A 21,544-nucleotide genomic window follows, 5' to 3' on the forward strand; every position below is an offset into this window, starting at 1 on the left:
CGACCGGAGCAGCGCTTACAGGCTTGCAATCCACTTAAGCCCGGCCACATTGGCCAGGCGAACGAAACCTGTTGGGAGTTTCACATGGCAAACGCCTCCAGCACTTACAGGAAGGCACTTGAAGGTCATCAGCAACCGAAAAAGGTGCTGGTGAAAGTCGATCGTGTCACCAAGAAGTTCGACGAAACCGTGGCCGTGGACGATGTGTCCCTGGAGATCCATCAGGGCGAAATCTTCGCTCTGCTCGGTGGCTCCGGTTCGGGCAAATCGACCCTGCTGCGCATGCTCGCCGGTTTCGAGCGCCCGACTGAAGGGCGGATTCTGCTCGACGGCGTGGACATCACTGACATGCCGCCGTACGAGCGGCCGATCAACATGATGTTCCAGTCCTACGCGCTGTTCCCACACATGACCGTTGCGCAGAACATCGCCTTCGGCCTCAAGCAAGATCGTTTGCCGGCTAGCGAAATCGATGCCCGTGTCGATGAAATGCTGCGTCTGGTGCACATGACCCAATACGCCAAACGCCGCCCGCACCAGTTGTCCGGCGGCCAGCGCCAGCGCGTCGCCCTCGCCCGCTCGCTGGCCAAGCGTCCGAAGCTGTTGCTGCTCGACGAGCCAATGGGTGCGCTGGATAAAAAGCTGCGTTCGCAGATGCAACTGGAACTGGTGCAGATCATCGAACGCGTCGGCGTGACCTGCGTGATGGTGACCCACGACCAGGAAGAAGCCATGACCATGGCCGAGCGCATCGCGATCATGCACCTCGGCTGGATCGCCCAGATCGGCAGCCCGATCGACATCTACGAAGCACCGGTCAGCCGCATGGTCTGCGAATTCATCGGCAACGTGAACGCCTTCGACGGCACCGTGGTGGAAGACCTTGAAGGTCACGCGATAATCCACAGCCCGGACTTGCAGCAAAAGATTTACGTCGGTCACGGCGTCAGCACCTCGGTGCAGGACAAGTCGGTCACCTACGCGATCCGCCCGGAAAAAATGCTCGTCAGCACCACCCAACCCGAGTTCCGCTACAACTGGTCCGAAGGCAAGGTACATGACATCGCCTACCTCGGCGGCCACTCGGTGTTCTACGTCGAACTGCCCGGCGGCAAAATCGTCCAGTCGTTCATGGCCAACGCCGAACGCCGTGGCGCGCGTCCGACCTGGGACGACAAAGTCTACGTGTGGTGGGAAGACGACAGCGGCGTGGTGCTGCGCTCATGAGAACCTTCAATCAGAAATTCCTGCGCCTGGTGCCCAGCGGGCGAAAACTGGTGATCGGCATTCCGTTCATCTGGCTGTTCCTGTTCTTCATGCTGCCGTTCTTTCTGGTGATGAAGATCAGTTTCTCGGAAGCCGCGCTGTCGATCCCGCCGTACTCGGAGATCTACACCTACGCCGAACAGAAATTCCAGCTGCTGCTGAACATCGGCAACTACACCATGCTCGGCGAAGACGAGCTGTACCTGTCGGCCTATCTCGGTTCGCTGAAAGTCGCGGCGCTGAGCACGATGATGTGCCTTGTGATCGGTTTCCCGATGGCCTACGCGATCACCAAGACTGGCAAGGAAACGCAAAACGTCCTGCTGCTGTTGATCATGATGCCGACCTGGACCGCGATCCTGATCCGCGTTTACGCGTGGATGGGCATCCTCAGCAACAACGGTCTGCTCAACGCGTTTCTGATGTGGACGGGGCTGACCGATCACCCGATCGAGATCCTCAACACCAACACGGCCGTGTATATCGGCGTGGTCTACGCCTACCTGCCGTTCATGGTGTTGCCGCTGTACGCCAACCTTGTCAAGCACGACGGCAGCTTGCTGGAAGCCGCGCAGGACCTGGGCTCGAGCAACTTCAACAACTTCTGGAAAATCACCGTGCCACTGGCCAAGAACGGCATCATCGCCGGTTGCATGCTGGTGTTCATTCCGGTGGTTGGCGAGTTCGTGATTCCGGAACTGCTCGGTGGCCCGGAGACGCTGATGATCGGTCGCGTGCTGTGGCAAGAGTTCTTCAATAACCGCGACTGGCCGGTGGCATCTGCGCTGGCGGTGGTGATGCTGTTGATCCTGATTGTGCCGATTCTGCTGTTCAACCGCAGCCAGGCCAAAGAGATGGAGGCACGGGGATGAAACGCTTCGGTTTTTCCAAGTTCATGCTGATCTTCGGCCTGATGTTCATTTATCTGCCGATGCTGATTCTGGTGATCTACTCGTTCAACGCCTCCAAACTGGTGACGGTGTGGGGTGGCTGGTCGGTGAAGTGGTACGTCGGTTTGCTCGACAACACGCAACTGATGGGCTCGGTGGTGCGCTCGCTGGAAATCGCCTGCTACACCGCGATTGCTGCCGTTGCGTTGGGCACCCTCGCCGCTTTTGTGCTGACTCGCGTGACGCGCTTCAAGGGTCGCACGCTGTTTGGTGGCTTGGTCACCGCGCCGTTGGTGATGCCTGAGGTGATCACCGGTCTGTCGCTGTTGCTGCTGTTCGTGGCCATGGCGCAGTTGATTGGCTGGCCGCAGGAGCGCGGCATCGTCACGATCTGGATCGCCCACACCACGTTTTGTGCCGCTTATGTGGCGGTGGTAGTCTCCGCCCGCCTCCGCGAACTGGATCTGTCGATCGAAGAAGCGGCGATGGATCTCGGTGCGAAGCCGTTCAAGGTGTTTTTCCTGATCACCATTCCAATGATCGCGCCGTCGCTGGCGGCGGGCGGGATGATGTCGTTCGCCTTGTCGCTGGATGACCTGGTGTTGGCCAGCTTCGTTTCCGGACCAGGTTCGACGACGTTGCCGATGGAAGTGTTCTCGGCGGTGCGTCTGGGCGTGAAGCCTGAGATCAACGCCGTGGCCAGCCTGATTCTGCTGGCGGTTTCGTTGGTGACCTTCCTGGTCTGGTACTTCGGCCGCAAGGCAGAAGCCAATCGCAAACGAGCGATTCAGGAAGCGATGGATCAGACGGCGAACGAGTCGTGGCAGCAACCGCAACAAGCCGCCACCGCTTGATCTGTAGGAGCTGCGGCACGCTGCGATCTTCTGATCTTGATGTGAAAGATCAAAAGATCGCAGCCTCGTTTCACTCGACAGCTCCTACACAAATGTAGTCAGCCCCTCGGTCAGTCCCCTCTCCCCCTGGGAGAGGGTCAGGGTGAGGGGGCTTTGCGTAACGTGAATAAAAAGAATGGAGTTGTACCGATGAAAATGTTTGGCAGGACTCTGCTGACACTGTCCTTAATGGGCGCGATGGTCATGGGCGCCCAGGCCAACGACAAGGTGCTGCGTGTTTACAACTGGTCCGATTACATCGCGCCGGACACCGTCAAGAAGTTCGAAGATGAGACCGGCATCCGCGTGACCTACGACGTCTTCGACAGCAACGAAACCCTCGAGGCGCGTTTGCTGGCGGGCAAATCCGGCTACGACCTGGTCGTGCCGTCGAACAGTTTCCTGGCCAAGCAGATCAAGGCCGGCGTCTATCAGACGCTGGATAAATCGAAGCTGCCAAACTGGAAGAATCTCAACCCGGTGCTACTGAAAAATGCCGCCGCCAGTGATCCGGACAACGCCCACGCGTTCCCGTACATGTGGGGCTCGATCGGCATCGGTTTCAACCCGGCCAAGGTCAAGGAAGTGCTCGGCGCCAACGCCCCGACCAATTCCTGGGACTTGCTGTTCAAGCCGGAAAACGCTGAAAAGCTCAAGGCCTGCGGCATCAGTTTCCTCGACTCGCCGACCGAAATGATCCCGGCCGCCCTGCACTATCTGGGCTACCCAGTGAACGACAAGGACACCGCGCACATCAAGGAAGCCGAGGCGCTGTTCATGAAGATTCGCCCGAACGTGGCTTATTTCCATTCCTCGAAATACATCTCCGATCTGGCCAACGGCAACATCTGCGTCGCCGTCGGTTACTCCGGTGACGTGCTGCAGGCCAAGGCCCGCGCGGTGGAATCGGGCAACAACGTGGTGATCGACTACAGCATTCCCAAGGAAGGCGCCGGCAGCTTCTACGACATGGTCGCCATCCCGCGCGATGCGGCGAATGTCGAGAACGCTTACCTGTTCATGGACTTCCTGATGCGCCCGGACATCATCGCCGAGATCACCAACAGCAACGGCTACAGCAACGCCAATGCGGCGGCCACGCCATTGGTGGATGAAGCGATTCGCAATGACCCGGGTTCGTATCCGTCGCAAGCGGTGATGGCGACGTTGTATGCGGTGCCGGATCAGCCGATTGCCACCCAGCGAATCATGACCCGTGGCTGGACCCGGGTGAAGCTCGGTAAGTGAGCCGATGATCGTTCCCACGCTCCGCGTGGGAACGCAGTCCGGGACGCTCTGCGTCCCAAAGCGTGACGCGGAGCGTCACAAGAGGCGTTCCCACGCAGAGCGTGGGAACGATCAGTGTAAAAATTTCCCGTTCACGCAGCGCCTTACCACCGCTGCACCCTGCTATGAACGGCCTCACCTGGCTCCCTCGGCTCAGGTGAATTCTCAGGCGCCTTCGGGCGCCTTTTTTTGTGCCTTCAGATCAGCGGCCAATCCTGCAGGATCCGATAGCGGCCCTTGTGTGATTCGAACAGGGCGAAGCGTTCGGCACGCAGGAAAAACTCCGGTGGCGTAGCGGATTCCGGCTCCGGCGCGCGGTAGTCTCTAGCCAACGTCAGGTGCGGGCGAAACTCGCGGGGGGTCTCTTCAAAGCCAAACGGCAACATCGCCTGCTCCAGCGCGTAGACCAAGCGCAGCAACGCCTGCGGAGCCTGCTCCGGCGCCAGCGACAAGACCCCGGCGCGATGCCAGACCTGCAAACGATCCAGCGAAATCTTCAACGCCGCCCCCGGCGTACGCACTTGCCCGGCCGCCTCGCAGACTTCGTTGATCTGCGCCAATGGCACCGCGCCGAGAAACAACAGCGTCAGATGAAAATTGTCCGCCGGCACGGGCTTACCGGTTCGCAACCCCAACTCCCCTCGCCACTGAGCAATTGCCTTGCGTTGCACCGCTGGGCAATCGAGGGCGAAAAACAGTCGCTTCGCTTCTTCGGTCATGGCCCTGCTCCCCTGTTCATCGTGATCCGCCGGATTCTACACAGCCTGATCTGACGACCCGTGACAGGAAGCTATAGTTCAAGGATTGCCATCAACCGGAGGCCGCCATGCGCGAGATCCTCAGCAAAGAACCGTGGTGGGCTCGGCCACCGAATCCCGGGCAGGATGAAGGCGAACTGGAATGGGGCTGGCTGGTGCATTACAGCGAGGGTGAGCCGCGCTTCGAATTCGTCCGCGAGCGGCCCACTGACGAACAGATTCGCAACCGCAAAAGCTGCCGCATCACTCCCTCATCCGAGTGAACACAGTACCTGTAGGCCTTCGTCTGCTCGCGATAGCGGCAGGTCTGCCAATGAGGTGTTGAATGTGCAGACGCCATCGCTGGCAAGCCTGCTCCCACAGGGTCGTGCGGTGCGCCCACCATTGCTGGCTTCACACAAAACCTGTGGGAGCTGGCTTGCCAGCGATAGCGGTAGGTCAGGCAATGATGATTTTGAATGTACGGGCGCCATCGCGAGTAGACGAAAGCCTACAAGAGATTTTGCGTTAGCCTCAGGATTCAAGAATGTTCTTGAAACCACCAAAGATCATCCGTTGGCCGTCAAACCCCATCGGGTTGACGTCCGGTTGCATGCGCGGGTCTTCCATCATTTTGCCCATGCCGGCATCACGGGTGGCTTTGTCCGGCCAGATCAGCCAGCCAGATGAAACTGTTTCGCCTTCCTTGAGCTTTACCGCCATCGGGAATGACGTGACCTTGCCCTCCGGCACGTCATCGCCCCAGCACTGAACCACGTCCTGTGCGCCGTATTCCTTGAACAGTTTCGCGGCGATTTCACAGTGTTTTTTGTACTGCTCACGATTGGCGCTCGGCACCGGCGCTACAAAAATATCGATATAAGCCATGATCACTCTCCTTGCACGTTGGGTTCGATCTGCTGGTTAGTCGATTTCGGCGGTTGCCATTCGACAGCATTCACGCCCAAACCGACCGACGGTTCATCGCCCCCACCCAGATTGCGCTCGACCTGCCCGGCCATGTGCAGCGTGCCGGCCATGACGCCGGTGGTCGGGTTCTGCACCAGTTTCATCCAGGCCTTGTCGAAGGTGCTGCCCAGACTGCTGCGGATCAGCGCTTCACTGTCCGGCCGGTCATTGGCCTGAATGATCGCGCGAATGCCGGCCACACCGACCGAAATGAGTCCGCCAGCCAGTTTTCCGGCTGCGGCAGCGACCGCACTGGCAGCCCCGCGCGGGGCCATTTCCGCTTCCATCCGTTGGCTGGCGCGTTTGGCCACCGGCGCCATGCCCGCGTCCGTCGAGGCAATGCCCTTGGCGCCACCCTCAGTGTGAATCTTGTCGATCAGCGCGGCGTAGGCCGGCAGCGTATTCAACGGCTCGGTACTGATGACCTTAAACAGCGAAGCATCCCGCGCCGGTGGCGGGCCGAGCGCGATGGCGGGGATTTTCTGCAAGCGTCCATTGAGCTGACCAACGGGCACACCATGGCGCTGGGCGATGAGCGGCATCTGCTGCGCCATCAACTGTGCATAGAAAGCCGTCGCCTGGCCGAGAATCGCATCCGGATCGATCTCCACCGCCACTGGCGCCAGCACCCTTTCCTGATACTGCTCAAGCAGATACGCCGCCAGCCGCTTGGCCGAGGCATCCTGCTCGCCACCGGCATTGATCGTGTACCAACTGACCTTCATCGACAGCCATTCCTGGGTCCAGTAGCTGCTGAACCACGGGATGAAATTTTCTTCAGTTTGCTGATAGACCCGAGTGCGCCAATGTTCCATCGAGCCACGGGCGAAGACTTTGACTTGCTCGGTGGACTGCTGCGAAGCACTGACGATTTCCCGGTCGATCTGCTGCCAGGTCTGCGGCGAGACGAACACGGCTTGCGGCGCTGCCACCGGCACCCGCGCCGAGGTGGCGCAGCCGGCCAGCAACAACAGTGCGGCGACGAGCAGCGCACGCGGGTTCACGGTGGCGGTTTCCTTCAAATGTGTGGGAGGCAGATTTGAGTATAGGTGGGTCAATTGAGCCTGATGTTGGAAGTACCGGCCTCATCGCTGGCAAGCCAGCTCCCACAAGGATTTCCAACGGCCACAGATTTTGTGATCACCTCAGAACCTGTGGGAGCTGGCTTGCCAGCGATGAGGCCATCAGCAACACCCAAAAAACCCCAACCATCACTGCCATCGATATTCACCATCGCCACGATTGCCTTCCGCCCGTCGTCCATGAAAGGCACGATTAAGCCATCCGAAACACAACGAGGAGTTCACAGCATGATTCACACCCACGTCACACTCTCCGTGAGTTTCCCGGTGTTCGGCAGCAACTATTACGACCAGCACGCCGTGTCGCACAAAGCTCAGGCACTGGTGTTCAACGAAGATTTCGAAGATCTGCTGATGCCCGCCGCGACTAATCATTTCAGTAATGAAGTGGTCGGCATCAACGATCAATTCCGCTTTCTGAGCGACATTCTCGCCACCCATTTGCTGGACATCGAGGCCTCCGTGCCTGCGCGATCCAGCGTCCGGGCGAGCGCTCACTTTTAATTGAGGGCTAATGACAGAGGGCGTTCCTTTTTGGGGAACGCCCTCTTTTTGTTCAATCAGTCATCATCCCGATCACGATAGTAACGACGCCCGTCGCGGCGATCATCGCGGTCATCCCAGCGCCGGTCGTGGTCGTAATTACGGCCATGATCGCGGTCGTAATGCCGGCCATGGCGGTGGTCATCATCAAAGTCCGCCACACAACCGCCGAGCAATACGGCGGCGGTCACGGTCAGCAGCATCGTTGTAGCGCGCTTCATCCAATACTTCCCTAAAACCAAGTTCTTGACGACGGAGTCGGCGACGCTGCCCGCGCCATCAGGACGCGGTGCGCGCAGCCGCAGATACGACCGGGCAAAACGCCGTTGATTCAGTGGCCACTATCGACCGTTTGTCGCCCCGCCCGCACTGCCCGAGCGGCGGCGAAATGCCACCTATACTGCTTGCAACCTAGCCCCACGCAATGGATCTGCGCCCTCAATAACAACAAGCAGAGGTGGACCATGGTCTGGCAGCAAATTTACGACCCGTTCGGCAACCCGGTGATCTCCACGCTCATGGCCGCCGTGCCGGTGGTGGTGATGCTTGCGGCGCTGGCGTTTTTCCACGTCAAGGCGCATCTCGCGGCGTTATTGGCATTGGCTTCCGCCCTGCTGATTTCGATTTTTGCCTTTGGCATGCCGGCGAACATGGCCGGCTCTGCGGCGTTGTTTGGCGCGGCCAATGGCTTATTGCCGATCGGCTGGATCGTCCTCAACATCATTTTTCTGCATCGCCTGACCACCGAGAACGGCTCGTTCAAAGTGCTGCAGGATTCCCTCGCGCGCATTACCGATGACCGACGCTTGCAACTGCTGTTGATCGCGTTCTGCTTCGGTGCGTTTTTCGAAGGCGCGGCCGGGTTCGGCACGCCGGTGGCGGTGACCGGGGCGATTCTGATCGGACTTGGGTTTTCGCCGCTGGCGGCATCAGGTCTGGCGCTGATCGCCAACACCGCGCCGGTGGCATTTGGCGCACTGGGTACGCCGATCATCACACTGGCCAAAGTCACCGGGCTGGATGAAATGGAATTGTCGATGATGGTCGGTCGGCAGTTGCCGTTTTTCTCGGTGCTGGTGCCGTTCTGGTTGATCTGGGCATTCGCCGGGTGGCGCAAGATGCTCGAGATCTGGCCGGCGATTCTGGTGGCCGGCGTCAGCTTCGCGATCCCGCAATTTCTGGTGTCGAACTACCACGGGCCAATGCTGGTGGACGTGATCGCCGCGCTGATTTCCATGGCCTGTCTGACGCTGTTTTTAAAGGTGTGGAAACCGGCGACCATTCACACCTCCGCTGCGCTTTCGGGGCGCGTAGACAACTCCAAGGTCGATGAAGAAAAAATCACTGCCAGCGCCGCGTTCAGCGATCAGGCGCGCCCGGCGGTGATGCGCGCATGGATGCCGTGGATCATCCTCACTGTGTTCGTGTTTGCCTGGGGCACGCAGGGCTTCAAGAATATGTTCGACACCCGGCCGGCGATTGATCCGGTCACCCAGTCGGCCAAGCTTGATCCCGCCGGCAAACCGCTGCGCGAGGCCAACCCGATTTTCGCCCCGGCGGTGACGTTCACCAGCCTGCACCTGCAAATCGAAAAAGTCCCGCCGGTGGTCGCGGCACCGAAGGCTGAAGAAGCGGTGTACAAATTCACCTGGCTCACCGCTACCGGCAGCGGGATTCTGCTGGCGGCGATTGTTGGTGGCTTGCTGATGGGCTACTCGATTCCGCAACTGATCAAGCAGTATCTGCGCACGTTGTGGGTCGTGCGGTTTTCGCTGATTACCATCGCGGCGATGCTGGCGCTGGGGTTTCTCACGCGCTACTCCGGGCTCGATGCGACCATGGGTCTGGCGTTTGCGGCGACGGGAATTTTCTATCCGATGTTCGGCACCTTGCTCGGTTGGCTGGGTGTGGCGTTGACCGGTTCGGATACGGCGTCAAACGTATTGTTTGGTGGATTGCAGCGGGTGACCTCGGAACAGCTCGGGATCAGTCCGGTGCTGATGGCGGCAGCGAACAGTTCGGGTGGGGTGATGGGCAAAATGGTCGATGCACAATCGATCGTGGTCGCCTCCACCGCGACCCGCTGGTACGGGCATGAGGGCGAAATTCTGCGATATGTGTTCTTCCACTCGATTGTGCTGGCGATCCTGGTCGGCGGGTTGGTGACATTGCAGGCGTATGTGGCGCCGTTTACCTCGATGGTGGTCGGCGGGCATTGAGGCTGGATGATCTGGCCCCATCGCTGGCAAGCCAGCTCCCACAGGAACTCATGCTGTAAACAAAATTTCGTTCACAACATCGAAACCTGTGGGAGCTGGCTTGCCAGCGATGAGGCACTGACATTCAACACTCATGTTGACGGACAAGACGCCATCGCGAGCAGGCGAAGGCCTACAGGGGATCGTGTCGTACCGTCGATTAATGAGCCACACGCATAACTCTATAGCGCAAATCCGACAAAACCTTTTCCTCTCTCCGGCAGTCACTCCTTAACGAGACCGGCGATGACGCTGGCTGCCCGCTTGGGCCATCCACGACCCTGCTGCCCTGATGAAGAGAGAAAAGGAATCGAACCATGACGATTTCCCGACGCGGATTTCTGATCCTCGGCGCCGTGACCGCCACCGCCTTCGCGATGCCGCCGTTTATCAGCCTCAAGGCCTACGCGGCCAATCTGGAGCAACCGGCCATGAGCAAAGTGACGATCAACGTCAACGGCAAGCCGCGTGCGCTTGATGTCGACACCCGCACCACCCTGCTCGATGCCCTGCGCGAGCACCTGCACCTGACCGGCAGTAAAAAAGGCTGCGACCACGGCCAGTGTGGCGCCTGCACGGTGATCGCTGATGGCCGACGCATCAACTCGTGCCTGACCTTGGCGGTGATGCATGAAGGCAGCGAGATCACCACCATCGAAGGCCTCGGCATGCCTGAAAATCTGCACCCGATGCAAGCCGCGTTCATCAAGCATGACGGCTATCAGTGCGGCTATTGCACGCCGGGGCAGATCTGCTCGGCAGTGGCGGTCATCAAAGAGATCCGCGACGGCATTCCCAGCCACGTCAGCGCCAGCCTGACCGAGCAACCGCAACTGATCGCCAGTGAATTTCAGGAGCGCATGAGCGGCAATATCTGCCGCTGCGGCGCGTACTCGAACATCATCGAAGCCATCACTGAAGTCGCGCAGGTGCAATCATGAGACCGTTCAATTACAGCCGTGCCGACTCCCCCGCCGCGGCCGCCGCGGCCGCCGCACAAGCTGCGCAGGTTGAAGGCGCACGGTTTATCGCTGGCGGCACCAATCTGCTCGACCTGATGAAACTCGACATCGAGACCCCGTTGCACCTGATTGACGTCAATCACCTCGGTCTGGACCAGATCGAAGCCACACCCGAAGGCGGCTTGCGCATCGGCGCGCTGGTGCGCAACACCGATCTGGCCGCCGATGCGCGCGTTCGCAAAGACTACGCTCTGCTTTCCCGCGCCCTGCTGGCCGGGGCTTCCGGGCAGTTGCGCAATATGGCGAGCACCGCCGGCAACCTGCTGCAACGCACGCGCTGCCCGTACTTCTACGACACCAATCAGGCCTGCAACAAACGCCAACCCGGCAGCGGTTGCGCAGCGATCGGCGGGGTCAGTCGGCAGTTGGGCATCATCGGCGTCAGCGACGCGTGCATCGCCACACACCCGAGCGACATGGCAATTGCCATGCGTGCCCTTGATGCGCAGATTGAAACGGTGAAACCCGACGGCAGCACGCGCAGTATCGCCATGGCTGATTTTCATCAATTGCCCGGCACCACGCCGAACATCGAATCCAGCCTCACGCCCGGCGAATTCATCACCTCAGTGACATTGCCCGCGCCAGTCGGCGGCACCCACGTTTATCACAAGGTGCGTGATCGCTCGTCCTATGCGTTCGCGTTGGTGTCGGTCGGTCTGATCCTGCAAAAGGACGGCAGCGGTCGCGTTGCCGTCGGCGGTATCGCGCCGAAACCATGGCGGGTTGAAGCCGCCGAAGCGTTGCTGCCCCAAGGCGCCAAAGCGGTCAGCGCACGCCTGCTCGACGGTGCCACGCCGACCCACGACAACCAATTCAAACTGACCCTGGTCGAGCGCACGCTCGGTTCGGTGTTGGCGCAAGCGAGGGATGAAGCATGAAATTCGACACGCCCGCCACCACCAACCCGATCGACCAGTTGAAGGTCATCGGCCAACCCACCGACCGCATCGAAGGCCCGCTGAAAACCAGCGGTCAGGCGCATTACGCCTATGAGCAGCATGAAGCGGTGGCCAATCAGGCTTACGGTGTCATGGTCGGCTCGGCCATCGCCAAGGGGCGCATCAACAATATCGATCTTGAACAGGCGAAGGCCGCGCCGGGTGTGCTGGCCATCGTCACCGCCGCCAACGCCGGCAAACTCGGCAAAGGCAAATACAACGCCGCGCATTTGTTGGCCGGGCCGGAGATTCAGCACTACCACCAGGCTGTTGCGCTGGTGGTTGCCGAGACCTTTGAACAGGCGCGCGCCGCTGCGCAAATGGTCAAGGTCGACTACGTCGCGGCCAAAGGCGAATTCGATCTGGCCAGCGTGCGCGACCAAGGCGTCGAGCCGAAAGACGAATTGCCCGACGTCAGCCATGGTGATTTCGCCAAGGCGTTCGCCGCCGCGCCGGTGCAGTTCGATCAGACCTACACCACGCCGGATCAGTCCCACGCAATGATGGAGCCGCACGCCACGTTGGCGGCGTGGAAAGGCGATCAACTGACCTTGTGGACGTCGAACCAGATGATCGCGTGGAGCGTCGGCGATATCGCCACGACGCTCGGTTTGCCCAAGGAAAAGGTGCGGCTGATTTCGCCGTACATTGGTGGCGGTTTCGGCGGCAAGTTGTTCGTGCGCGCGGATGCAATCCTCGCCGCCCTCGGTGCGCGCATGGCTGGCAGGCCGGTAAAAGTCGCCCTCGCCCGCCCGCAGATCGCCAACAACACCACTCACCGCCCGGCGACGATTCAGCGCATTCGCATGGGCGCGACAGCGGACGGCAAACTCACTGCGATCGCCCACGAAGGCTGGTCGGGCAACTTGGCTGAAGGCAAAGTCGAGGTCGCGGCGCAGCCGAGTCAGTTGTTATACGCCGCTGAAAATCGACGGGTGAGCATGCGCTTGGCGCCGCTGGATCTGCCCGAAGGCAACGCCATGCGTGCACCCGGTGAAACGCCGGGGCTGATGGTCCTGGAAATCGCCATGGACGAGATGGCCGAGCAGCTCAAGCTTGATCCGATCCAGTTCCGAATTCTCAACGACACCCAGGTCGATCCGGTGAAAACCGAGCGGCCTTTTTCGCAGCGGCGCCTGATCGAATGCCTGCAAACCGGTGCGGAGAAATTCGGTTGGGACAAGCGCAATGCGCAACCGGGTGCACGGCGTGAGGGTCGCTGGCTGATCGGCATGGGCGTCGCGGCGGCGATCCGCAACAACCTGCTGGTCAAGTCGGGTGCGCGGGTGCGGCTGGAGCACGATGGCAAGGTCACGGTGGAAACCGACATGACCGATATCGGCACCGGCAGTTACACGATCATCGCGCAGACGGCGGCCGAGATGATGGGCGTTGGTTTGAAGGATGTGAGCGTGCATCTGGGCGATTCGAACTTTCCGGTGTCCGCAGGTTCCGGCGGGCAATTTGGCGCTAACTGCTCAACGGCTGGGGTGTATGCCGCGTGTATGAAGTTGCGTGAGGCGGTGGCTGGCAAGTTGGGTATGGCGGCGGATCAGGCAGAGTTTGTCGACGGTCAGGTGCGGCTCGGCAGCAAGAGCGTGCCGTTGCGCAATGCCGCGCAAAACGGCGCTGTGGTGGCTGAGGACAGCATCGAATTTGCCGACCTTGCCGAGCAGTATCAGCAGTCGACCTTTGGTGCGCATTTCGTTGAGGTGGCGGTGGATGCGGCGACCGGTGAAGTGCGGGTCCGCCGCATGTTGGCGGTGTGCGCGGCCGGGCGGATTCTCAACCCGAAAGCGGCGCGCAGTCAGGTCATCGGCGCGATGACCATGGGCGTTGGTGCGGCGTTGATGGAAGAGTTGGCGGTGGACAAGAAGCTGGGGTTTTTCGTCAATCATGATCTGGCCGGGTATGAAGTGCCGGTGCATGCCGATATTCCGCATCAGGAAGTGATTTTTCTTGATGAGACCGATCCGGTGTCTTCGCCGATGAAGGCCAAGGGTGTTGGTGAGTTGGGGATTTGCGGGGTCAGTGCGGCGGTGGCGAATGCGATTTACAACGCTACGGGGGCGCGGGTGCGGGAGTATCCGGTTATGCTGGACAAGATTTTGTCGTCGTTGCCGGAGATGATCTGAACCCTGAAAAGCCCCTCACCCTAGCCCTCTCCCAAAGGGAGAGGGGACCGATTGGGGGATATTCGGGAGCTGCGCCGACTTGAACGTCCTGCTGTGAATCCATAATCGACACGGTCTCTCAGGTCGATGTATGACGCCAGACACCTCGGTCGGCTCCCTCTCCCTCCGGGAGAGGGCTGGGGTGAGGGAAGCGCTTCACTCGGAATGCGGATACTGCTCGGCACTCACCTACTCCATCCACTCGACCACCTTGCCATCCAGCACTTCAGCAATAGCAATATGCGTCATCGCCGTAGTCGGCGCCGCACCGTGCCAATGCTTGGCCCCCGGCGCAATCCACACGGTATCGCCAGGACGAATCTCACGAACCGGCTGCCCCCACTCCTGCACAAACCCGGAACCCGCCGTAACGATCAATGTCTGCCCCAACGGATGCGTATGCCAAGCGGTGCGCGCACCCGGCTCAAACGTCACCGTCGCACCACTGACCCGCGCCTCGTCTGTGCCTTTGAACGGCGCATCGACACGGACAGTGCCAGTGAACCAATCCGCCGGGCCTCTGGCCGAAGGTTGCGAACCATTGGGCGTGACCGTCACACGCGGGTTTTCATTAGCCTGCACCTCCCCCGCCAACAGGGAAAGGGTTAACGCAGAAGCGGCAATCGGGTTCATGACTTTCTCCGAACAGATGAATGTAGGAGCTGCCGAAGGCTGCGATCTTTAGACTTTGATTTTTAGAGCAAGATCAAGAGATCGCAGCCTCCGGCAGCTCCTACAGAGGTTGAGTCACTTTACCCAGCCGAACTCTTCAGATAATCGACTAGAATTCAAAAAAACTTATGCAGGACACTCATCAATGCTTCGGGAAAACGCCACTGACCTCCTCGCCTTCCTCGCCGTCGCCCGCGAGCGCAGCTTCACCAAGGCGGCTGCCAAACTCGGCGTTTCGCAATCGGCACTGAGTCATACGATTCGCGCCCTCGAAGCCCGTTTGGGCCTGCGTCTGCTGACCCGCACCACCCGCAGCGTCTCGCCCACCGAGGCTGGCGAACACCTGCTGCAAACCATCGGCCCGCGCTTCGAAGAGATCGAACTGGAACTGGCGGCGCTGAGCAACCTGCGCGACACCCCGGCGGGCAAGATCCGCATCAGCGCCACCGACCACTCGCTGAACTGGCTGCTACGCCCGGTGCTCAAGGATTTTCTGCCGCAGTACCCGGACATCGCCATCGAAGTCTGCTGCGATTATGGTTTCGTCGACATCGCCGGCCAGGGTTTCGACGCCGGCGTGCGCCTGGGCGAAGACGTCGCGCAAGGCATGATCGCCACCCGCATCGGCCCGGACATGCGCATGGCCGTGGTTGGCTCGCCCGCGTATTTCGCCAAACGCACCGCTCCGCAAACGCCACGCGATCTGACCGAGCACGCCTGCAACAACCTGCGCCTGCCCACCAACGGCGGGCTGTACAGTTGGGAATTCGAGAAGGATGGGGAAAGCCTGAAAGTGCGGGTGTCCGGGCAGATCACCCTGAACGGCGTTTACCCGTTGCTCGACGCGGCGCTGGACGGCTTCGGCCTGAGCTACATCCCGGAAAACGTCGTCGCGCCGTATCTCGCCGACGGCCGTTTGCTGCAAGTGCTTGAGGATTGGTGCCCGACGTTTGCCGGGTATCACCTCTACTATCCGAGCCGACGCCAGGCAGCACCGGCGTTTGCGTTGTTGCTGGAGGCGTTGCGCTATCGCGGTTGAGCGCCTTGTACCCAGTCCTCCGACTGATCACTTTTTAAAGCAACCCGCAGCGCCCCAAGACGCCTTGGCTATCTGCACGGCCGCGTACACAGAGTTCGCAGTCACTGTTGCAATCTGCCCGCGCTGCATGCCCAGACAAACATACTGTTCGTTATGGGCGTACGCAGCGACCAAAATGAGTAAGAGACAAACCCCGGTGCAATAGGTGAACCTGCGGCCTTGCACGTCCATGATCGCTCTTCTTCGGTGAGGCAGGAATCTCCATACTCACCGCCAAACAACCCCCTTTCCAACTGTCAGATATGACAGTCTTTCAGACCGTTTCGAAATTAATACAACCCTGAACCAACGCGAAGTCGCGATCGTTTTGCGAGTTCGATCAACCCATCAACGCAATCAACTGATGGCGCTGCGCATCGGTGAGCATCGGCCCGAACCCGGCCCTGGCGTTATCGGCCATGTAACGCGGATTGCCCGTGCCGGGTATCACGCAAGTCACCGCTGGATGCGAAAGCAGAAACTTCAACGCCAATTGTGGCCAGCTGTTGACCTGCACATCGGAAACCCAGCCTGGCAGCGGCTTACCCTTGAGCCGCGCGAGCAGATCACCACCACCAAACGGCCGGTTGCAAATCACCGCAACACCGCGCTCACGGCACAGCGGCAGGATGCGTTTCTCCACGCCACGGTCATCGAGGGCGTAATTGATTTGCAGAAAATCCAGTGGCTCGGCCTTCAGCACTGCTTCAACTTCCTCGTAAGCCGAGGGCGTGTAATGGGTGATGCCGATGTAGCGGATGCGTCCCTGGGCTTTCCATTCACGCAGGGTTGGCAGGTGGGTTTGCCAGTCGAGCAGGTTATGGATCTGCATCAGGTCGATGCGCTCGGTGCGCAGCAGGCTGAACGACTGCTCCATCTGCGCGATGCCTTTCTTGCGTCCGCGCGTCCACACTTTGGTGGCCAGAAACGCTGGCGAACGTGGTTCGTGGATCGACAGCAGTTCGCCGGTGGTCTGTTCGGCACGGCCATACATCGGTGAACTGTCGATCAGCGTGCCGCCCTTGGTGAACAGCTCATCCAGCACCGCCGACAATTGTCGATAGGCCGGATCACCCGGGGCGACGTCGAAGCCGCGATAGGTGCCCAGCCCCACGATCGGCAGCGACTCAGAGCTGGACGGGATGGCGCGGGTCTGCATGGCGTGGCCTCCGGAAGTCGCGGGTGTGGTGGTTGTGGCCAACGCCCGATCAAAGGTGAAGACCGCCGAAACCCCGGCAGCCAGCGTGAGCAATCGGCGACGGGAGTAACCCTCAGTGTGGCTCATGCTGGTTCCCCTGCTGCGTGGATCTGTTGCATGTTGTGTGTGCGAGCGGCCCGGTTGCAGGGCTGGACTACACTGCGACAGCGATCCTTCACACACCGTTAAAAGTAGCCGAATGTCCCGAACCCTGATGTCACTCGTCGCATTGATCGTTGCCGTGTACCTGGTGCTGTGCGCGGCGCTGTTCTTTTTTCAGCGCTCGCTGATCTATTTTCCGCAGCCCAATACCTTCACTTCCGCTGATTCACGGATGACACTCTCGATGCCGGACGCGCAGGTTTCGGTGGTCACTCGTGAGCGCGTCGGCGCGCGGGCGTTGATCTATTTCGGCGGCAATGCCGAGGATGTATCGCGCAATCTGCCGGAGTTTGCCGAGGCGTTTCCCGATTACGCGGTGTATCTGCTCAACTATCGCGGTTTCGGTGGCAGCGGCGGCTCACCGTCCGAGACGGCGATTGCCGGGGATGCGCTGGCACTGTTCGATCAGGTCTACGCCAGTCACCCGCAGGTTGCCGTGGTCGGGCGCAGCCTCGGTTCCGGTGTCGCGATACGTCTGGCCAGTCAGCGGCCGGTGCAGCAGCTGATTCTGGTGACGCCTTACAACAGCCTCGAAGAAATCGCGACGCGGCAATATCCGTGGGTGCCGGTGAAGTGGTTACTCAAGGATCGTTTCGAGTCAGGCAAATACGCCGCGCATATTCGCGTGCCGACGCTGTTGCTGGCGGCCAGTGACGATGAGGTGATACCGCGCGCCAGCACCCAGCGTTTGCTGGAGAATTTCCCGCAAGGCGTGGCGGTGCTCCGGGTGGTGCCGGATTCGGGGCATAACTCGATTTCCGACCGTGCGCAGTATTTGCAGTGGATGGGGGATGTGTTGAATCGCTGATGGGGATTCAACCGTGCTTTTTGTGTTGGCTGGGCGGGCGCCATCGCTGGCAAGCCAGCTCCCACAGGTTACGCAGTAGCTCACAAAATCGTGTCCACCGCAAAAACTGTGGGAGCTGGCTTGCCAGCGATGGGGCCTGAACAGCCATCGCCCATTTCCCTGAAACAAGCAGCAAGTCGTCGCCCGACAACAAACCCCCTCCCCCGCCCCTTGAACCAAGTCCAAAAAGCCCAGTCCTATCCGCGCCGCGTTCTGCGGTTCACGCAACTTTTGCGCTGTCCTCCTTTAGAGCTGCCCGTCTCATGCGCCACGCCGTTCGTTCGTCTCGCTTGGTTTCGCTGTGCCTGCTGATCCTTTCGCCGCTGTTCGCTGAATCCGCCCATGCCGGTGCGGAGCGGCAACTGGTGGCCGCCATCAATGACTATCGCGCCCATCCACAACGCTGCGATCGACGCCCGGCGCAACGGCTGGCGCCGTTGGCGCTGAAGTCGAACCTGGCTTTGCCGATCGGTTATCGCTACGCCGGGGGCATGCGTGAAGCATTGAAGTCGTCCGGTTATTCCGCCATCGCGGTGCGCAGTATTCGTGTGGTCGGGGCCGAGGACGCCGAAGAGGCCTTCGACCTGCTGCAAGAGGAGCACTGCGCCGCGCTGCTGGATGCGAGCTACGCCGATATCGGTGTCAGTCGTTCGCGCAATGAATGGCAAGTGGTGCTGGCGCAACCGGTGCTCGACAGCCGCGTTGGCGATAACCGCAGCGTCGGCAAGGCGCTGCTCGCTGAGGTCAACGCCGCGCGCGCCCGGCCACGGATGTGTGGACGCCAGCGCTTCGCCGCCGCCCGCCCACTGAGCTGGAACGCCGCGCTAGGCGCCGCCGCACAGAGACACAGCAAAGCCATGGCTTACGGCAACTATTTCGCCCACCGCGACCCGGACGGCGACCTGCCCGCCGATCGCGCCCGTGCGGCGGGTTATCGTGGTCGGCAAATTGGCGAAAACATCGCTGCCGGGCAGAGTTCACCGGGCAAGGCCATGGCCGGATGGCTGGCCAGTCCCGGGCATTGCGCCAACCTGATGAACCCGATGTTTACCCAGGTTGGTGCCGGGTTTGCCAGTGAGGCGCGCAGTGATGAAGGGGTTTACTGGACGATGCTGTTTGGCGCGCAGTGACTGCCAGCGTCCAGCCCCAATTTCAACAGTTCCTTGCGCAGCATTGACGGCGCCCGCACGGCCAATCCGGCCTGCCAGTCGAGTGGCAATAAATGACTGAGCTTTTGCTGGCTGACCTCGTCTGGCGCCAGAAAGCAGCTTTTGCGGTCGCGGATACTGATCACATTCAACAGCCAGTCATCGCCCTGCTCTGCCATCCAGCGCTCGATCATCGGCCGATGCTTTTGCAGCAAAGCATCAGCATCCCACACGGTCATTTGCGCGAAAAAGCATGGCAGGTTGCTTTCGGGTTTCATCCATTTCGAGTCGGCTGACAATGCAGCGACCAGGTCCGATTCGATCGAGGCCTGGCATTCGAGAAAATATTGCCGGGGCCAGTCTGCCGGCAGTTTTGCCCGTGAAGCGAGGTCGGCGTAAGCCTCGATGTCCGCTGGCGTGGTCATCTGTCCGGTGAAGTTCAGCGTGTTGTCAAGAATCGCGGTGGCCAGCAAAGCGGCACTTTGCACGCTGATCTGCGGCAGCACACCGGCCGTCTGCCAGCGCTGAAAAACCTGAGTCGCTGCGGCGCCGATCGGGCGGATATCGGCAGCAGATCCAAGCTTCTGCGCCCAGTAATGCTCGTACCCCGGATGATGATCGATGACTTCCACCACCCGTTCGCGCACTACCAACGGGTCGAAATGGTGATAGTCCGAGACATCGACCAAAACAAATTCATCACTCGGTGTCGGCTGGTAATCGTCAAAAGTCGCATCCCAACCGAGTACGGTTAGCGAAACGCTGGCGTTGGGTTGCGCGCTGCTGACGGCGCGGGCGGGAATGCCTTGCAGGTTGAGCAATTCTGCGTAAGCGATGCAGCAGGCGTAGGCGTCGATGTCCAGATAGGACGCACCGGAGGTGATGATTTTCATGGGCCGGCAAAATCGCACATTTTCATGACGTTGTGGTGACCGCGAAAAGATCGCAGCCTCCGGCAGCTCCTACACAGGATCTATGGTTTCCCTGTAGGAGTTGCCGAAGGCTGCGATCTTTTGATCTTCAGGCTGCGCGCTGTCCTCCCGCGACCATCGCCGAAGCCGCCAGCATCGCCCGCAACAACACCGCACATCCCGCCGCCAGATCATCCGGCGCGGCGTTCTCGATTTCGTTGTGGCTGATGCCGCCCTCGCACGGCACGAAGATCATCCCGGCCGGGCCGAGTTCGGCGAGGAAAATCGCGTCATGTCCGGCGCCGCTGACGATGTCCATATTCGACAAACCAAGCCCTTTCGCCGCACCGCGCACGGCTTCCACGCAACCCTTTTCGAAGTACAGCGGCGGGAAGTCCGCCGTCGGGGTCAGTTCGTAGGTCAGGCCGTGTTCTTCGCAAGTGGCCTCGATGACTTGTTTAACCTCGGCAATCATCGAGTCGAGACGCGCCGGTTCCAGATGACGGAAGTCGAGGGTCATGCGCACTTCGCCGGGGATGACGTTGCGCGAGCCGGGATAGGCTTGCAGGCAACCGACGGTGCCGCAGGCGTGGGGCTGGTGGCCGAGGGCGGCGCGGTTGACCGCACCGACGATCACCGAGGCGCCGACCAGTGCATCTTTGCGCAGGTGCATCGGCGTCGGGCCGGCATGCGCTTCGACGCCGCGCAGCTTGAGGTCGAACCACTTCTGCCCCAACGCGCCGAGCACCACGCCGATGGTTTTCTGCTCGTCTTCGAGGATCGGGCCTTGTTCGATGTGCGCCTCGAAATAGGCACCGACCTTATGCCCGCTGACTTTGCGCGGGCCGGCGTAGCCGATGGCGTTGAGCGCTTCGCCAACGGTCACGCCGTCGGCATCGACCTTGGCGAGGGTTTCTTCGAGGGTGAATTTCTCGGCGAACACACCCGAACCCATCATGCACGGAGCGAAGCGCGAGCCTTCTTCGTTGGTCCAAACCACCACTTCCAGCGGCGCTTCGGTTTCCACGCCGAGGTCGTTGAGCGTGCGCAGCACTTCGACACCGGCGAGCACGCCGAAACAACCGTCGAACTTGCCGCCGGTGGGTTGGGTGTCGATGTGGCTGCCGGTCATTACCGGTGGCAGATTCGGATTGCGCCCGGGGCGACGGGCGAAGATGTTGCCGACAGCATCGACCGTGACGCTGCATCCGGCGTCCTTGCACCATTGCACGAACAGGTCGCGGGCCTGGCGGTCGAGATCGGTCAGGGCCAGGCGACAGACACCGCCCTTGACCGTCGCGCCGAGTTTGGCCAGCTCCATGAGCGAGGCCCACAGGCGATCGCGGTTGATGTGCTGATGGCTCGATTGCAGAACGTCTACGGCTGCGTTCATGGGGATCTCCTCAGTGATACCGATAGTTCCCACGCTCTGCGTGGGAACTCATCCATGGACGCTCTGCGTCCGC

General features: G+C 60.6%; 22 protein-coding genes. 13 read left to right on the forward strand and 9 right to left on the reverse strand.

What is annotated here, in order from left to right:
- Positions 1 to 84 precede the first annotated feature (84 nt).
- From M5G26_RS28375 to M5G26_RS28390, 4 genes are all read left to right on the forward strand, one after another.
- Positions 85 to 1,227 (forward strand): ABC transporter ATP-binding protein, encoded by a 1,143-nt coding sequence (locus M5G26_RS28375; protein WP_064389315.1) that lies wholly within the window; start codon positions 85 to 87, stop codon positions 1,225 to 1,227.
- Positions 1,224 to 2,138 (forward strand): ABC transporter permease subunit, encoded by a 915-nt coding sequence (locus M5G26_RS28380; protein WP_273917085.1) that lies wholly within the window; start codon positions 1,224 to 1,226, stop codon positions 2,136 to 2,138. The genes M5G26_RS28375 and M5G26_RS28380 overlap by 4 nt, the downstream gene beginning before the upstream one ends.
- A complete protein-coding gene (locus tag M5G26_RS28385) occupies positions 2,135 to 3,010 on the forward strand; it encodes an ABC transporter permease subunit (RefSeq protein WP_034155531.1) in 876 nt (291 codons plus the stop codon). The genes M5G26_RS28380 and M5G26_RS28385 overlap by 4 nt, the downstream gene beginning before the upstream one ends.
- Before the next feature lie 189 nt (positions 3,011 to 3,199).
- Complete coding sequence (locus tag M5G26_RS28390) at positions 3,200 to 4,297, forward strand: polyamine ABC transporter substrate-binding protein (RefSeq protein WP_034155530.1); 1,098 nt, start codon at positions 3,200 to 3,202, stop codon at positions 4,295 to 4,297.
- Between the two features lie 236 nt (positions 4,298 to 4,533).
- Here the strand turns inward: M5G26_RS28390 and thpR are convergent, their stop codons facing one another.
- Entirely contained in the window at positions 4,534 to 5,055 is a 522-nt protein-coding gene (gene thpR, locus M5G26_RS28395) for an RNA 2',3'-cyclic phosphodiesterase (protein ID WP_273917086.1), read from the reverse strand.
- Positions 5,056 to 5,162: 107 nt separating this feature from the next.
- On the opposite strand from thpR, the gene M5G26_RS28400 reads away from it, so the two are divergent.
- A complete protein-coding gene (locus M5G26_RS28400; RefSeq protein ID WP_273917087.1) occupies positions 5,163 to 5,357 on the forward strand; it encodes a hypothetical protein in 195 nt (64 codons plus the stop codon).
- Positions 5,358 to 5,607: 250 nt separating this feature from the next.
- On the opposite strand, the gene M5G26_RS28405 is transcribed toward M5G26_RS28400, so the two are convergent.
- The 3 genes from M5G26_RS28405 to M5G26_RS28415 are packed head-to-tail and all read right to left on the reverse strand — an operon-like array spanning position 5,608 to position 7,306.
- The gene (locus tag M5G26_RS28405) at positions 5,608 to 5,961 is read right to left on the reverse strand and encodes a DUF1428 domain-containing protein (RefSeq protein WP_150694012.1); all 354 of its coding nucleotides are present in this window, start codon (positions 5,959 to 5,961) and stop codon (positions 5,608 to 5,610) included.
- A gap of 2 nt (positions 5,962 to 5,963) precedes the next feature.
- A complete protein-coding gene (locus M5G26_RS28410) occupies positions 5,964 to 7,046 on the reverse strand; it encodes a hypothetical protein (RefSeq protein ID WP_273917088.1) in 1,083 nt (360 codons plus the stop codon).
- 50 nt (positions 7,047 to 7,096) lie between these two features.
- Positions 7,097 to 7,306 carry a hypothetical protein gene (locus tag M5G26_RS28415; protein ID WP_273917089.1) on the reverse strand — a complete coding sequence of 70 codons (210 nt, stop codon included), beginning with the start codon at positions 7,304 to 7,306 and terminating at the stop codon, positions 7,097 to 7,099.
- Between the two features lie 46 nt (positions 7,307 to 7,352).
- Between M5G26_RS28415 and M5G26_RS28420 the strand changes: the two genes are divergently transcribed.
- On the forward strand, positions 7,353 to 7,628 hold the full coding sequence (locus M5G26_RS28420) for a hypothetical protein (RefSeq protein ID WP_150750841.1): 276 nt from the start codon (positions 7,353 to 7,355) through the stop codon (positions 7,626 to 7,628).
- Between the two features lie 56 nt (positions 7,629 to 7,684).
- Here M5G26_RS28420 and M5G26_RS28425 read toward each other — a convergent pair whose 3' ends face one another.
- Positions 7,685 to 7,888 carry a hypothetical protein gene (locus M5G26_RS28425; RefSeq protein WP_007918829.1) on the reverse strand — a complete coding sequence of 68 codons (204 nt, stop codon included), beginning with the start codon at positions 7,886 to 7,888 and terminating at the stop codon, positions 7,685 to 7,687.
- A gap of 243 nt (positions 7,889 to 8,131) precedes the next feature.
- On the opposite strand from M5G26_RS28425, the gene M5G26_RS28430 reads away from it, so the two are divergent.
- The 4 genes from M5G26_RS28430 to paoC all read left to right on the forward strand — a co-directional run bounded on the left by M5G26_RS28430 (position 8,132) and on the right by paoC (position 14,023).
- The gene (locus tag M5G26_RS28430; RefSeq protein WP_273917090.1) at positions 8,132 to 9,886 is read left to right on the forward strand and encodes an L-lactate permease; all 1,755 of its coding nucleotides are present in this window, start codon (positions 8,132 to 8,134) and stop codon (positions 9,884 to 9,886) included.
- Between the two features lie 356 nt (positions 9,887 to 10,242).
- Positions 10,243 to 10,866 carry an aldehyde dehydrogenase iron-sulfur subunit PaoA gene (gene paoA, locus M5G26_RS28435; RefSeq protein WP_273917091.1) on the forward strand — a complete coding sequence of 208 codons (624 nt, stop codon included), beginning with the start codon at positions 10,243 to 10,245 and terminating at the stop codon, positions 10,864 to 10,866.
- Positions 10,863 to 11,828 carry an FAD binding domain-containing protein gene (locus tag M5G26_RS28440; protein WP_273917092.1) on the forward strand — a complete coding sequence of 322 codons (966 nt, stop codon included), beginning with the start codon at positions 10,863 to 10,865 and terminating at the stop codon, positions 11,826 to 11,828. Before paoA ends, M5G26_RS28440 begins: the two co-directional genes overlap by 4 nt.
- Entirely contained in the window at positions 11,825 to 14,023 is a 2,199-nt protein-coding gene (gene paoC, locus M5G26_RS28445) for an aldehyde oxidoreductase molybdenum-binding subunit PaoC (protein ID WP_273917093.1), read from the forward strand. The genes M5G26_RS28440 and paoC overlap by 4 nt, the downstream gene beginning before the upstream one ends.
- A gap of 228 nt (positions 14,024 to 14,251) precedes the next feature.
- Here the strand turns inward: paoC and M5G26_RS28450 are convergent, their stop codons facing one another.
- Positions 14,252 to 14,695, reverse strand: a complete 444-nt coding sequence (locus M5G26_RS28450; protein ID WP_273917094.1) for a (R)-mandelonitrile lyase — start codon at positions 14,693 to 14,695, stop codon at positions 14,252 to 14,254.
- 184 nt (positions 14,696 to 14,879) lie between these two features.
- Between M5G26_RS28450 and M5G26_RS28455 the strand changes: the two genes are divergently transcribed.
- The gene (locus M5G26_RS28455; RefSeq protein WP_273917095.1) at positions 14,880 to 15,773 is read left to right on the forward strand and encodes a LysR family transcriptional regulator; all 894 of its coding nucleotides are present in this window, start codon (positions 14,880 to 14,882) and stop codon (positions 15,771 to 15,773) included.
- Positions 15,774 to 16,152: 379 nt separating this feature from the next.
- Here M5G26_RS28455 and M5G26_RS28460 read toward each other — a convergent pair whose 3' ends face one another.
- A complete protein-coding gene (locus M5G26_RS28460; RefSeq protein ID WP_273917096.1) occupies positions 16,153 to 17,097 on the reverse strand; it encodes an aldo/keto reductase in 945 nt (314 codons plus the stop codon).
- Between the two features lie 112 nt (positions 17,098 to 17,209).
- Here M5G26_RS28460 and M5G26_RS28465 point away from each other — a divergent pair, with 112 nt between their 5' ends.
- The gene (locus M5G26_RS28465; protein ID WP_273917097.1) at positions 17,210 to 17,980 is read left to right on the forward strand and encodes an alpha/beta hydrolase; all 771 of its coding nucleotides are present in this window, start codon (positions 17,210 to 17,212) and stop codon (positions 17,978 to 17,980) included.
- Between the two features lie 302 nt (positions 17,981 to 18,282).
- Positions 18,283 to 19,149 (forward strand): CAP domain-containing protein, encoded by an 867-nt coding sequence (locus M5G26_RS28470; RefSeq protein WP_273917098.1) that lies wholly within the window; start codon positions 18,283 to 18,285, stop codon positions 19,147 to 19,149.
- On the opposite strand, the gene M5G26_RS28475 is transcribed toward M5G26_RS28470, so the two are convergent.
- Both M5G26_RS28475 and M5G26_RS28480 read right to left on the reverse strand, forming a co-directional pair.
- A complete protein-coding gene (locus M5G26_RS28475; protein ID WP_273917099.1) occupies positions 19,119 to 20,060 on the reverse strand; it encodes a DHH family phosphoesterase in 942 nt (313 codons plus the stop codon). The genes M5G26_RS28470 and M5G26_RS28475 overlap by 31 nt on opposite strands.
- A 127-nt stretch (positions 20,061 to 20,187) precedes the next feature.
- On the reverse strand, positions 20,188 to 21,471 hold the full coding sequence (locus M5G26_RS28480; protein WP_150730073.1) for a Zn-dependent hydrolase: 1,284 nt from the start codon (positions 21,469 to 21,471) through the stop codon (positions 20,188 to 20,190).
- Between the last annotated feature and the right edge of the window lie 73 nt (positions 21,472 to 21,544).

This window comes from Pseudomonas sp. TNT2022 ID642 (genome assembly GCF_028656995.1).
Taxonomy (GTDB): Bacteria; Pseudomonadota; Gammaproteobacteria; order Pseudomonadales; family Pseudomonadaceae; genus Aquipseudomonas.

Bases quoted from the DNA above. Each gene is read 5' to 3' on its own strand.
- M5G26_RS28375 (WP_064389315.1), top strand. From the start codon at position 85: ATGGCAAACGCCTCCAGCACTTACAGGAAGGCACTTGAAGGTCATCAG.
- M5G26_RS28380 (WP_273917085.1), top strand. From the start codon at position 1,224: ATGAGAACCTTCAATCAGAAATTCCTGCGCCTGGTGCCCAGCGGGCGA.
- M5G26_RS28385 (WP_034155531.1), top strand. From the start codon at position 2,135: ATGAAACGCTTCGGTTTTTCCAAGTTCATGCTGATCTTCGGCCTGATG.
- M5G26_RS28390 (WP_034155530.1), top strand. From the start codon at position 3,200: ATGAAAATGTTTGGCAGGACTCTGCTGACACTGTCCTTAATGGGCGCG.
- thpR (WP_273917086.1), bottom strand. From the start codon at position 5,055: ATGACCGAAGAAGCGAAGCGACTGTTTTTCGCCCTCGATTGCCCAGCG.
- M5G26_RS28400 (WP_273917087.1), top strand. From the start codon at position 5,163: ATGCGCGAGATCCTCAGCAAAGAACCGTGGTGGGCTCGGCCACCGAAT.
- M5G26_RS28405 (WP_150694012.1), bottom strand. From the start codon at position 5,961: ATGGCTTATATCGATATTTTTGTAGCGCCGGTGCCGAGCGCCAATCGT.
- M5G26_RS28415 (WP_273917089.1), bottom strand. From the start codon at position 7,306: ATGGACGACGGGCGGAAGGCAATCGTGGCGATGGTGAATATCGATGGC.
- M5G26_RS28420 (WP_150750841.1), top strand. From the start codon at position 7,353: ATGATTCACACCCACGTCACACTCTCCGTGAGTTTCCCGGTGTTCGGC.
- M5G26_RS28425 (WP_007918829.1), bottom strand. From the start codon at position 7,888: ATGAAGCGCGCTACAACGATGCTGCTGACCGTGACCGCCGCCGTATTG.
- M5G26_RS28430 (WP_273917090.1), top strand. From the start codon at position 8,132: ATGGTCTGGCAGCAAATTTACGACCCGTTCGGCAACCCGGTGATCTCC.
- paoA (WP_273917091.1), top strand. From the start codon at position 10,243: ATGACGATTTCCCGACGCGGATTTCTGATCCTCGGCGCCGTGACCGCC.
- M5G26_RS28440 (WP_273917092.1), top strand. From the start codon at position 10,863: ATGAGACCGTTCAATTACAGCCGTGCCGACTCCCCCGCCGCGGCCGCC.
- paoC (WP_273917093.1), top strand. From the start codon at position 11,825: ATGAAATTCGACACGCCCGCCACCACCAACCCGATCGACCAGTTGAAG.
- M5G26_RS28450 (WP_273917094.1), bottom strand. From the start codon at position 14,695: ATGAACCCGATTGCCGCTTCTGCGTTAACCCTTTCCCTGTTGGCGGGG.
- M5G26_RS28455 (WP_273917095.1), top strand. From the start codon at position 14,880: ATGCTTCGGGAAAACGCCACTGACCTCCTCGCCTTCCTCGCCGTCGCC.
- M5G26_RS28460 (WP_273917096.1), bottom strand. From the start codon at position 17,097: ATGAGCCACACTGAGGGTTACTCCCGTCGCCGATTGCTCACGCTGGCT.
- M5G26_RS28465 (WP_273917097.1), top strand. From the start codon at position 17,210: ATGTCCCGAACCCTGATGTCACTCGTCGCATTGATCGTTGCCGTGTAC.
- M5G26_RS28470 (WP_273917098.1), top strand. From the start codon at position 18,283: ATGCGCCACGCCGTTCGTTCGTCTCGCTTGGTTTCGCTGTGCCTGCTG.
- M5G26_RS28475 (WP_273917099.1), bottom strand. From the start codon at position 20,060: ATGAAAATCATCACCTCCGGTGCGTCCTATCTGGACATCGACGCCTAC.
- M5G26_RS28480 (WP_150730073.1), bottom strand. From the start codon at position 21,471: ATGAACGCAGCCGTAGACGTTCTGCAATCGAGCCATCAGCACATCAAC.